The sequence below is a fragment of the Oceanospirillum beijerinckii DSM 7166 genome (assembly GCF_000422425.1).
Taxonomy (GTDB): domain Bacteria; phylum Pseudomonadota; class Gammaproteobacteria; order Pseudomonadales; family Halomonadaceae; genus Oceanospirillum; species Oceanospirillum beijerinckii.
The window spans coordinates 44,673-56,628 of the sequence record NZ_AULT01000045.1 but is presented as its reverse complement, the minus strand read 5'-3'; the positions used below and the strand labels follow the sequence as shown (position 1 = coordinate 56,628).

The 11,956-nt window shown below is 46.8% G+C and carries 11 protein-coding genes; 3 read left to right on the top strand and 8 right to left on the bottom strand.

All coding sequences use genetic code 11. The annotated features are described in order from the left end of the window. Together H579_RS0113870 and H579_RS25660 are read left to right on the top strand one after the other, a co-directional pair. On the top strand, nt 1-293 hold a 293-nt coding region (locus H579_RS0113870), incomplete at its 5' end, for a transposase (RefSeq protein ID WP_028301190.1). A gap of 25 nt (nt 294-318) precedes the next feature. Next, nucleotides 319-633, top strand: a complete 315-nt coding sequence (locus tag H579_RS25660) for an ABC transporter permease (RefSeq protein WP_084624135.1) — start codon at nt 319-321, stop codon at nt 631-633. Between the two features lie 98 nt (nt 634-731). Here the strand turns inward: H579_RS25660 and H579_RS0113860 are convergent, their stop codons facing one another. Then, nucleotides 732-1,661 (bottom strand): electron transfer flavoprotein subunit alpha/FixB family protein, encoded by a 930-nt coding sequence (locus H579_RS0113860; RefSeq protein WP_028301189.1) that lies wholly within the window; start codon nt 1,659-1,661, stop codon nt 732-734. A gap of 1 nt (nt 1,662) precedes the next feature. Beyond that, the gene (locus H579_RS0113855) at nt 1,663-2,412 is read right to left on the bottom strand and encodes an electron transfer flavoprotein subunit beta/FixA family protein (protein WP_028301188.1); all 750 of its coding nucleotides are present in this window, start codon (nt 2,410-2,412) and stop codon (nt 1,663-1,665) included. A gap of 500 nt (nt 2,413-2,912) precedes the next feature. Here H579_RS0113855 and H579_RS0113850 point away from each other — a divergent pair, with 500 nt between their 5' ends. Next, complete coding sequence (locus H579_RS0113850) at nt 2,913-4,550, top strand: electron transfer flavoprotein-ubiquinone oxidoreductase (protein WP_211224720.1); 1,638 nt, start codon at nt 2,913-2,915, stop codon at nt 4,548-4,550. A 268-nt stretch (nt 4,551-4,818) separates the two neighbouring features. Here H579_RS0113850 and H579_RS0113845 read toward each other — a convergent pair whose 3' ends face one another. The 6 genes from H579_RS0113845 to H579_RS0113820 all read right to left on the bottom strand — a co-directional run bounded on the left by H579_RS0113845 (nt 4,819) and on the right by H579_RS0113820 (nt 11,788). Continuing rightward, nucleotides 4,819-6,501 carry a sensor histidine kinase gene (locus H579_RS0113845; protein ID WP_028301186.1) on the bottom strand — a complete coding sequence of 561 codons (1,683 nt, stop codon included), beginning with the start codon at nt 6,499-6,501 and terminating at the stop codon, nt 4,819-4,821. A 51-nt stretch (nt 6,502-6,552) separates the two neighbouring features. Continuing rightward, nucleotides 6,553-7,176 carry an acyl carrier protein phosphodiesterase gene (locus H579_RS0113840; protein WP_028301185.1) on the bottom strand — a complete coding sequence of 208 codons (624 nt, stop codon included), beginning with the start codon at nt 7,174-7,176 and terminating at the stop codon, nt 6,553-6,555. 120 nt (nt 7,177-7,296) lie between these two features. Then, on the bottom strand, nt 7,297-9,531 hold the full coding sequence (locus tag H579_RS0113835; protein ID WP_028301184.1) for an ATP-dependent helicase: 2,235 nt from the start codon (nt 9,529-9,531) through the stop codon (nt 7,297-7,299). 140 nt (nt 9,532-9,671) lie between these two features. Continuing rightward, a complete protein-coding gene (locus H579_RS0113830; RefSeq protein WP_028301183.1) occupies nt 9,672-10,235 on the bottom strand; it encodes a DUF1285 domain-containing protein in 564 nt (187 codons plus the stop codon). 180 nt (nt 10,236-10,415) lie between these two features. Continuing rightward, nucleotides 10,416-10,760: a histone-like nucleoid-structuring protein, MvaT/MvaU family gene (locus H579_RS0113825; RefSeq protein WP_036566315.1), complete on the bottom strand. Its 345-nt coding sequence runs from the start codon at nt 10,758-10,760 to the stop codon at nt 10,416-10,418. A 128-nt stretch (nt 10,761-10,888) separates the two neighbouring features. Further along, on the bottom strand, nt 10,889-11,788 hold the full coding sequence (locus tag H579_RS0113820; RefSeq protein ID WP_028301181.1) for a radical SAM protein: 900 nt from the start codon (nt 11,786-11,788) through the stop codon (nt 10,889-10,891). Nucleotides 11,789-11,956 lie beyond the last annotated feature (168 nt).

The following is an 11,956-nucleotide window of genomic DNA, read 5'->3' as shown; positions in this document are numbered from 1 at the left end:
ATACAGGCGCATCACTTTACAAAGCATTCAAACCCGAAGTGGCAAGGGCTTTGTTGGATAAACTGGAGTTTGTTTATACACCAAAGCATGGTAGCTGGCTGAATATGGCAGAGTGTGAGTTCAGTGTATTAGCACGGCAATGTCTGGACAGACGATTGCCAGATATTGAAACAGTCGAGCGTGAGGTAAGTAGCTGGGTTGAAGAGAGAAACCGGGGAAAACAAAGAGTGGACTGGCGTTTTACAACGGAAGATGCCCGAATTAAGTTAAAACGCCTTTATCCTAATTTATAAGACTGATGGACTACTAGCAAATACAATGAATGCGATTAGTTTAGCTGCAGAGCGTTTTCTTGCCGAACGCCATAAACAGAAATCCATTGCTGAAGCACGAATAACGGCTTTCCATACGGCGATGATTCCTCAGATCAATAGCATGCTTGCTTTAGGTATCGTTTCTTTGCCAGGTATGATGACGGGACAGATTTTATCCGGCGTATCTCCTCTCATCGCTGTACGCTATCAGATTATGATTATGACCATGGTACTTGGTGCGAGCGGGCTGGGGGTGTTTTTAATGTTACGCCAACTGAGTGCTAAGCCATCCATCCAGGATACAAAAAACGCCTTATAAGATTAAAAATCCCATAAGGCGTTTCTAGATCTGATCAGTAGAGATAACTCGCTCTACTGATCAACGCGATTGAAATCGCCTTAGCTGTAAAGAATAGCTTACAGCTTGCCTTCCAGCTCAGGCAATGCCGCGAACAGATCTCCCACCAGACCGTAATCAGCCACCTGGAAGATAGGTGCTTCTTCGTCTTTGTTGATCGCTACGATCACTTTAGAGTCTTTCATACCCGCCAGGTGCTGGATCGCACCGGAGATACCCACTGCGATGTACAGCTCAGGAGCAACGATCTTACCGGTCTGACCCACCTGCATATCGTTCGGTACGAAGCCTGCGTCAACCGCTGCACGGGATGCACCTACAGCAGCACCCAGCTTGTCAGCCACCTTGTTCAGCAGTTCGAAGTTCTCACCGTTGCCCATGCCGCGACCACCAGAGATCACAACTTTAGCCGCAGTCAGTTCTGGACGATCAGATTTCGCCAGCTCTTCACCCACAAATGCAGATTTCTCAGCATTCTGAGCGTTGTCCAGAGCTTCAACCGCTGCAGAACCATCCGCTGCTGCTGCTGCGTCAAAACCAGTACCACGTACAGTGATCACTTTGATCGCATCTTCAGACTGAACGGTGGCAATCGCGTTACCTGCGTAGATAGGACGCTTAAACGTGTCTGCAGATTCTACTGCGATGATGTCAGAGATCTGAGCCACATCCAGCAGAGCCGCTACGCGAGGCAGGATGTTCTTACCGTTAGAAGTGGCAGGTGCCAGGATGTGAGTAAAATCTTTACCCAGGTCAGCTACCAGCAGAGAAACGTTCTCAGCCAGCAGGTGCTCATATGCAGCATTGTCTGCAACAATAACTTTGCTTACACCACTCAGCTTGGCTGCTTCTTCAGCAGCTGCGCCACAGTTGCTACCCGCAACCAGAACAGTGATATCACCACCAATCTGCTGAGCAGCGGTTACAGTGTTTGCAGTTGCGCCAACCAGAGCGGCATTACTGTGATCAGCTACGACTAAGATACTCATGTTAGATCACCTTCGCTTCGTTTTTCAGTTTTTCTACCAGCTCGTCTACGCTGCCCACTTTGATACCCGCGCTGCGCTCGGCAGGTGGCTCAACTTTCAGGGTTTTCACTTTAGACGCCACATCAACACCCAGATCCGCTGGAGTCTTAGTATCCAGAGGCTTACGTTTTGCTTTCATGATGTTAGGCAGAGAAGCATAACGTGGCTCGTTCAGACGCAGGTCAGTGGTTACGATCGCAGGCAGGTTCAGTGCAACAGTTTGCAGACCGCCGTCGATTTCACGAGTAACATTAACAGACTCGCCGTCTACAACCACTTCAGAAGCGAAAGTACCCTGAGGCATGCCAGTCAGCGCACCCAGCATCTGACCAGTTTGGTTGTTATCGGAATCGATGGACTGTTTACCCATGATGACCATGCCTGGCTGCTCTTCTTCAACAACCTTAGCCAGAATCTTAGCCACGCCCAGAGAATCTACTTTATCGGCAGTTTCAACCAGAATGGCGCGATCAGCACCCAGAGCCAGTGCAGTACGCAGCTGCTCCTGAGCTTCTTTAGGACCAATGGAAACCACTACGATTTCGCTGGCAACACCCTTCTCTTTCAGACGAACCGCTTCTTCCACTGCGATTTCGCAGAATGGGTTCATCGCCATTTTAACATTGGTCAGATCAACGTCAGAGTTGTCCGCTTTAACACGAATCTTAACGTTGTAGTCAATGACTCGTTTGACAGCAACTAATACCTTCATAGATTCCTCGTTCTTTACTATCTGTGACGAGTTGTTTGCAGTGAGCTAAATTAAATGTGCTGACCCGGTCAGCCACGACTCAATCAATAAACACCAACTGCATAATAATGAGACATATCAGATCTGATCGGTTTTGGGGTTGCTCAACAGATCTGACATATCAGAATTCGTTTCAAACAAGCGTTTGCTGTGTTCGTAAAAACATAATGACTATTTTTTCAGTTTAGGTCAAATTCTATTCTAAACTGACTGGTCACAGTTTTGACTATATACTTGCTGCACTGCGTTATAGGGCGTTATAAAATGCCGCCTAAAACGAATACGGTACAACCTGACTCCCCTGCCCTTCCCTTATTAACACTTCCTGAAGTGTAGAAGACTTCCGGCTTGGGAAAATTAAGGGTTGACCAAAAGCAAACGACCGTTTTAAATGATAAGCAAATAAAAGAACTATTAAACGCCTAGAGCTGTTTGAGGAGATTATCGTGGAAAGAGAAGCGATGGAGTTCGACGTAGTCATCGTCGGCGCCGGCCCTTCCGGCCTTTCAGCTGCCATTCGACTGATGCAGCAAGCAAACGAAGCCAGCCAGGAGCTGACGGTTTGTGTTGTTGAAAAAGGTTCAGAAGTGGGTGCCCATATTCTGTCCGGTGCGGTAATTGAGCCGTCAGCCCTGAATGAACTGATTCCTGACTGGAAAGAAAAAGAAGCACCGCTGATCACGGAAGTGACTGAAGATCAGATTGTGATGCTGAAAAGCGAAACCGGCAGCAAAACTTTCCCGAACTCCATTGTGCCTAAATCCATGCACAATGAAGGCAACTATATTGTCTCTCTGGGTAATGTCTGTCGTTGGCTGGGCCAACAGGCAGAAGAACTGGGCGTAGAGATCTTCCCGGGTTTTGCTGCGGCTGAGCCACTGATCGAAGATGGCGTCGTCAAAGGTGTGATTACCGGTGATATGGGTGTGGCCGAAGACGGTAGTGAAAAACCGGGTATGTTTATGCCGGGTATGGAGCTGCGTGCTAAGTACACCATCTTCTCTGAAGGTAGCCGTGGTCATCTGGGTAAGCAGCTGATCAAGCAGTTCAGCCTGGACGAAGGTAAAGATGCCCAGCACTACGGTATCGGTATTAAAGAGCTGTGGGATATCGATCCGGCGAAACACAAGCCTGGTCTGGTAGTACACGGTTCCGGCTGGCCACTGACTGAAAATGGCGCCAGTGGTGGTTTCTTCCTGTATCACGCCGAAAACAACCAGGTGGTTGTGGGTCTGATCACCGATCTGAACTACGACAACCCATACCTAAGCCCATTTGATGAGTTCCAGCGTATGAAGCACCACCCAGAACTGAAACAGTATCTGGAAGGTGGTAAGCGTGTCTCTTATGGTGCCCGTGCGATCACGAAAGGCGGTTATAACTGTCTGCCTAAGATGACCTTCCCTGGCGGTATCATGGTCGGTTGCGACGCAGGCACCCTGAACTTCTCCAAGATCAAGGGCACCCATACCGCGATGAAGTCCGGTATGATCGCTGCGGAAACCATCTTTGAGGCAGTGAAAGCTGGCGATGAAGGTGGTCAGGATCTGACAGCATTCACCAGCACCTGGGAACAGTCCTGGGCGTTTAAAGAGCTGTACGACAGCCGTAACTTTGGTCCGGCGATGCACAAGTTTGGTCCTATGCTGGGCGGTGCGTTTAACTTTATCGATCAGAATATCTTCAGCATCCCTGTGACGCTGCACGATACTGAAGAAGATTACGCTCAGCTGAAACCGGCTTCAGACTTCAGTGAGATCAACTATCCTAAGCCGGATGGTGTGATCAGCTTCGACAAGCTGTCTTCTGTGTTCCTGTCGAACACCAACCATGAAGAAGACCAGCCATGTCACCTGAAGCTGACCGATGACAGCATTCCTCTGCAGGTGAATCTGCCGAAATGGGCTGAGCCAGCACAACGTTTCTGTCCTGCAGGCGTATATGAAGTGGTGAAAGATGAGGAAACCGGTAACGACCGGTTCCAGATCAACTCACAGAACTGTGTACACTGTAAGACCTGTGATATTAAAGACCCATCACAGAACATCACCTGGGTAACGCCAGAGGGTGCCGGTGGTCCTAACTATCCAAATATGTAACAGCCCAAATATGTAAAAGCGCCAAATATGTAATCGACCAAAGATATCTGCGGTGCAATATAAAAAGGGAAGCCAATGCCGCTTCCCTTTTTTATTGTTCTTGTCTCATTCTGAACCAGATTAGCACTTATACCATTCCCGATAAGTTTCTTGATATCAGGGTAGGTTGGATAAGCGAAGCGCCATCCGACATTGACTCTGATATCCGATGATTGTCGGAAGGCGCCTTGCAGCTTTTCCGACCAACAACAACTTATCTGGATTGGTATTACACCAGAGGCAGCCTTAGGCGGAAACAACTACCCTCTACTGGTTCCCGGCTCTGATATTCAATACTTGCTCTATATTGCTCCAGCTGTTTTTGAATCATAAACAGGCTCAACCCCACTCCTTCCACATTGGGTAAACGATCAAAATGTAATCGGGTAAACGGTTGGAAGAGTTTCTCACGCTGAGTCGGTTTTATACCTAAACCGGTATCACAAATCTCAATTATTAAGTACCGCTCATCCATCGAGACCGATATATCGACCTGACCTTCCAGGGTGTAATTCAAGGCATTATCCAATAGAGCGGATAGAGCATTTTCTAACAGGCTATCAGACACAGCAATAAGCTTGACTTGCTCTGGTTCATCAACTGAGAACTTTAGTCCCTTTTTCCCGCAGGCCTGTTCGAAAGTATTCAATACAGAAAGCAGAATGGCAGACGGCTCACGCTGAATCTCTTTATTTCCTGCGTCAACCGAATCCAGCTCAGTCAAATTCAGAATCTGATCTACCATACCACGCAAATGAGTTCCAGCTTTCAGGATTTCCTGCAGGCTCTCCAACTGCCCCTTATCTTCAAGATCCAGCTCCAGAATCTGAGCAAAGCCAATAATCGCATTCAGTGGCGTACGCATCTCATGGCTCATCCCTGCTGTGAAACGGGATTTCGCCTCATTGGCCGCCTGGGCTTTCTGCAAAGCCTCGTATAAAGCGTCGGTACGCTCCTCAACCAACTGCTCCAGATGACGCTGATGCTGTTCCAACTCCACTTCGGCCTGCTGGCGACGCAAAATCTCATTATCCAGTATTCTGGCAACCTGACGCACACGACGGACATACCAGAGGAAGCAGCTACCCGAGATAATAATAAAAGCCAGCAACCACGGTCTCATCTCTCGGTAGACATCAGCCAGGCGATATTCAGGATACCAGGATAACAACGCAACCATATTCCCCTGCAGATCCCTCAAGGGCAGATGCCCTTCAATCACGGTCTGCGCCATCGGTGCCCTATGATCATGGCCGGATAATGACGTAACCTGTTCTAAACGTAAGCCTTCAAGCTGACGTTTTTCCGCCAGGGTATCCAGGTAAGCCTGATCAATGCGCCGCAATAGTATCAAGGCGACCCGATCATGGGGTTTAGCCTGAGCACCCTCCTCATCGGAAGTTAACAACGCGGCATGAAACGAGTAAACCTCCTGTCCCAAAATCATATAACTGGACAGTACTTTGGGTGGCACCGACTCCCAATGTTGGGATAGTTGCGACATTAACCCAGAGTCCAATAGCGTCTTCTCTACCGCAGCTAACGGCAAACCTAAGTCATGTTGATATTGCCAGACGACTTTATTATTTTGGTTCAGCAACAAAGTGGCACTCAGATTAAACGTCTCATTGAGATAAAGGCCGATCTGTTTTTTAGCCCAATCTGGATCAGGGTTATGATAAAACTTAATGGTTTCATCCCAATACGCATAATCCAGAGCAATCAGATTAAGCGCTTTATCCGCTTCAAGTAACGATGAGGCCATAGCCCGTTCTGATAACTGGGCCACTATTTCAGTTTGCTTAATACGGCTATGGTATAAACTCCAGGCCAACAGACCAATGCTGATCATCATGATGACCACAACAGGATAAGCCATTTTTAAAAAACGCTGACTGGTGTTTGTACGCATCGTTATCGTTTCATATTCAATTTGTTATTGTTTTACTCTGCGCTGCTTTATTCAGCCTCTCTCTGAGACATTCAACACAAAGGGCTGCTTAATTAAATGATTGATCAGCTCGGGGAAAACCGCCACCAACTTTGTCTCTAAACGTGGGATTTCACTGGCCGCTTGATCCAAACTGTTCTGTCGTTTGATCCGGATTGATAAGCCTTTTAAAGCACGTTCGATGCCCGATAACTGCTGATATGAGACAAACCAATTATTGCGCACCATATAACCCATCATATGACGCATAGAAGGCGGCTGCAGCCCTTTACTTTGCTGTAACCACTGATACTCTTGCTGAGCAAATGCGGCCAGGGGCTGATCAGAATATTGCGACCAATTTTTCGCCAGTAAATAATCCCAGGCCATATCCAACACAATACCCGCATAACGACGATATTCAGGCAGAAACTGAGTTCTAAGAGCAACCACCTCGGGCAGATGATCCACAGTACGATCGATATGGCGGTGGTAACGAATACCGTCCAATACCTCTTGCTGCTGATCAGGGCTTAAACCATCAATATAAAGCAGACAGTTTTCTGGCGGGCCTTTGATATGGTCTGCCATTAAGTTGCCCAACTTATAGGCTTCACTTTGCTGTTGAGCCAAAAAGGCATGGGCTAAATAGTTCATAATGGAAAAATATGCCTGGCAGTACTCTTAAGCCCCATCACTCTTTAACCCGTATTATTTTTACCTGCACCACTCTGACGAAGCACTTTTTAACTGATTGATCACAACATTAATGTTAACTCAGTCACGTAACAGGCGAATCGGTGCTCGCTCTGCTAATAATAGCCTTTGCCCTTCCTTACCAAAATCAACATCGATACGTGTGCCCTGACCACGTTCTATCCGTGTAATCATCCCTCTGCCAAAAATCTTATGTTCGATATGGTCTCCAATCTTCAGGTGATCAGCCATCGTTTCTTTAGCCGTTGGCCGATCTGCTCCTTCATCCTGTTGAACATCCAATTGGATCCCCTGAGCACTCAAGTAAGGCAGCACTATATTGGGTTTACTGACACTGATCGCATTGGCACTTTCGGGCTGTTTAATGCACTGTAGAGTCTTTAAGCAATCTTCCAGTGCCATCTCAGCAAGAAAGCGACTGCTTTTCTTTTTGCCTTCTTCATTGAGGCCATTATCTGAAATCAGGAACAGCTGTTTTTTCGCCCGGGTCAGAGCGACATAGAATAGTCGGCGCTCGCTCTCTTCCTCTTTGTCCTGAAAGTCCGCCAGATTCTGATAGCAGGGGAAGCTACCCTCGGTTAAACCTGCAAGAATGACCGTATCCCACTCCAGGCCTTTCGCCCCATGCACCGTAGTGATCATAATACCCTGATCGGAGGTCAGGCTGGCTCCGGATAGCTTCTGCACCTGAATCTGCTCCAGACACTGGCCGACGCTCACCCTTTGTTGACGAATATAATTAACCAACGCCTGCAAGGTGCGCTTACGCTCTTCTGCCTGATCACGGGTCGCAGCAGCTTTCTCTATCAGCTCGTAGGCATCAGTTTCCAATAGGATCTTGAGCGCGACAGGGCCTACAGGTTGCTCATCGGACTGGCGTTGTAACTGCAACAACAACTGTAAACGCTTTTTCAGTCGTTTCAGGGCGTAGGGCTTTAGCGCGATCCGCTTGGTTACCTGTTCAGGGTCTAAGCCCTCCGCTTCGACCAAACGAATAATGTTTTGCTGTTCCTGTTGCGATAAAAACAGCAGTGGGAAGGACAAACAGGCGTTTAATGTTTCAGCAGGAATCGCTTGATTAGCCGGTAGAGTAACCAGCTCCAGATAAGCCAGATACTGAGTCACCAGGGGTTGATTAAAAACAAAGTGCCCCTGCTGCATCAAACGAAAAGGGATCTGCTGCTGCAGGAAGATCAGCTGCAGCGGCATGCTTAGAGCCCAGCTGCGCACCAGTACGGCACATTGGTCGGAGCCGCTTTGACTTAATGCCTGCTGTAACGGCTCCAGCAGCTCCGACAGCTGAGAAAAAGTCGCGATACCTGTATCCGGGTGCTGTGGTGTCGCCAGACACAGCTGAGGCTCACGCAGGCGGTTCTCGCTGATCACATGGTTAGCCGCTAATGCCAGGGTATGACCGTAGCGGAAAGAGTAACTGAGCGAATAGGTCGTGCAACCGGGATAGCTTTGCTCAAACTGCCCCAGCATAAACTCAGGTCTAGCTCCACGCCACTCGTAGATACACTGATCCACATCGCCAACAACCATTACCTGAGCTCGATCACCGGCCAGAATATTCAGCAGATACTGCTGGATACTGTTGATATCCTGATACTCATCCACAATGACATGGTCTAAGTGATTGCTGACCCGTTGTTCCAGTTCAGGTTGACTCAGCATCGCCATGGCCGGACGATAGATCAGATCCGAGAAAGTCATCACTCCCTCATTGGCCATCAATTGCTCAAGCTGATCAAAGGCTTCAATAAAGTATTTTTGGTCGGAGGGTAATTTCAGCTGTTTGAATTGTTCTGCCGGGGGGATCAGGTCCGCTTTAACGCGCTCGACAAACTGCAGAAAGGCTTCCAGATGGTCCTTATCCAACGCCTTACGGCGAGCCTGCTCATCCACATGACCTAACGCCTGTACGATGGCCTGACGCACCAGGCGCTCATAGGGCCAGCCTTCTTTTACCAGCTTACGCTTACCCAGCACTCCCCACTGATAAAAGCTTTCGCATAGACGATGCCCTATAGAATGAAAGGTACGAATATCAGGCAAACTGACAAAATTAGGTTGCTCCTGCACACGACGGATCAGCTTGTTGGTAAAGTCGTCCTTCGCAGAGCGATTATACATCAGCACCAGCACACGACGGGGATGAAAGCCTTGTGCCAATAACTGCATCACACGGTGAACCAGAGTCGTGGTTTTACCTGAACCCGCCACAGCCATAACGCGGGCATGACCCTGCTGATGATTAATCACCTGTTGTTGTTGGGATGTTAATTGAGGCATTCGTCTTGATGTCGACTCCGGTATGGTCTGGAGCACAGATTGCTGTACTACTTCAGCTATTGGTTTAGAAACCTGATCTGACATTGGCTGCAAGGCCTGATAAGACGGATTCTGTGTCGATATTGGATCAACCTGCTGCATTAAACTTCCGGCATCTCACCTAAGGACCAAAACTGGCCAGAACTATAAATCCCTAAATGATTAATACCATCAATTTCTTGTTCAACAGCCTGCTCAACTAACTGATAAAAAAGATTACGATGCAACCGCCCTTCCAGATTATCCCGCACTAGCAGATAAGGCTGTGGCTCACCGGATTCGCTCACTTCGACTCTCAACGGATGCTCTTTATCCAATACCACCTTATCGCCTACATTCGTGAGAAAAACCAATGTATCACTTTGTTCTTCAACCAACTGAGTAATAATAAAGGGCGTATCTTCTACCTGGATACCCACCTTTTCTACCGGAGTCACCAAAAAGTATTTTTCACCTTCCTTTAAAAGAATGGTGGAAAACATACGCACTAACGATGCTCGACCAATGGGCGACCCCATATAGTACCACTGGCCATCCCGACCAATAGACATATCTATGTCGCCACAGAACTCAGGACTCCATTGATGAATAGGTGGTAAACCATGCTCGCCGGCATTAGCTTGTATCTGTTTAGCCAGATTCAAAGGGGAAAAGGAATTACTCATAGTGGACTGCCCATAGCGCTGTGCTAATTCAGAAATCAGAGTTTAACCGAATTTTATCCGAATTAAGCTGTCTCTGCAGGCATAAAAAAAGCAGCTGGAAGCTGCTTTTTTGATTTCAGTCGATATTGAAGGAGTCTTTTAAAATTAAAACCTGCCGACTGAATTGGATCTTGCCTGCACTTATAGCCTCCAACCCTGAACAGTTTCTTTGCCGTACTGCTGGATCCAGTCCTGATAATTCTTTTGACGACCACCACGTACTTCAATAACCTCACCTGTCTCAGGGTTTTTGTATTTAGTAGGAGTACGCTTACGACGAGTCTTTTGTACTGGTTCTTCAATTTCTGGCTTGCCGAACAATTCCATTACATCAGCTTCAGTCTTATCGTAAGTTGCCATTACTTCTTCAATAGCTTCCTTGAAGGCCAGCTCTTTTTTCAGGTCTTCACGTTCTGCCAGGGCCGTCAGCTCATCTTGCAGTTGACGTAATAGCTTTTCTTTCTGACGATATTCATTAATAAGCATTTTGATTACTCGTATTTACTTTGTGTGGGGAAAATAATTCATCACGAACTATTTTTAGATACTAATATTAAGTCGTACAAAATACAAGAATTAGTACATTAATGTTTTAACGAAATAAGCATTTCATATCAAATCTGCTGCAGCCTAATATCAGAGAAACCTTGTCGATGTTTCATTGCTGATTGAATTTGCTCCAGTAACTTTTCCTTATCTTTACCTAATACGCCTTTGAGAGCCAAACGATTCGAAATGTGGTCAGAGCGGTAAATCGTATTTTCTAACTGTAAAGCGCTAACGAATGTATACATTTCATTAAACAGTTCATTGGTATTAAGCGATTGAAAACCCTCACCAAACGCCATGCTAAAACGCTCGGGTCCTTTGTGAAAGGTCAGAACCAGTGTAGACAAATAATCAGGCTGCAAGCGATTAATTAATTTAGCGGAGTTCAGCGCATGCTGCTTACTTAGAAGCTTACCACCCAAGCCATTTAAAACCATGACTGATGTTTTAATACCAGCAAGATGAATTTTGTTCACGGCGTCATATGTTGATTGAGCCGTTTCACCTTTATTAATTCGCTTAAGAACTTCATCATCACCTGACTCAATACCAACATAAAGCATTGATAAACCTAGATTTTTCAATATTTTTAGTTCTTCAACACTTTTCTTGGCAATATTACGGGGTAAGCAGTATGCAGACACTCTGTTTAAAGCGGGAAAAGCAATATTAATAGCTTCCAGAATCGTTGTTAATCTTCTCAACGATAACACCATTGCATCACCATCTGCCAAAAATACTCTGCGCACTCCTGCTAACTGCTCACCAGCCTGCTGTATCTCCCTTAACACCAGCTCCTCCGGGCGCGCAGCAAACTTCTTCTGAGTATCGGTATACATCTCACAAAAGGAGCACTTATTCCAACTACAGCCGTTAGTCACAGGTAAAATCAAAGAACGTGCTTCACTGGGGGGACGATATACCGGATCGATATACTGAATAGGAAATTGATCATCAATATACATAACAAGGAAACCTTAACAACGCTTGTTAGACTCTGAGGGTCGATCCTGCCATAAAAAAGCTACCGAGATAAAAGAAGACAGCCATTAAAAACAGTCATAGGGTAACGTACGCATCCCGCTTCTGACGCAAAGCTGAATATTTGACAGACAAAAAGCCAGAGAGTTGCC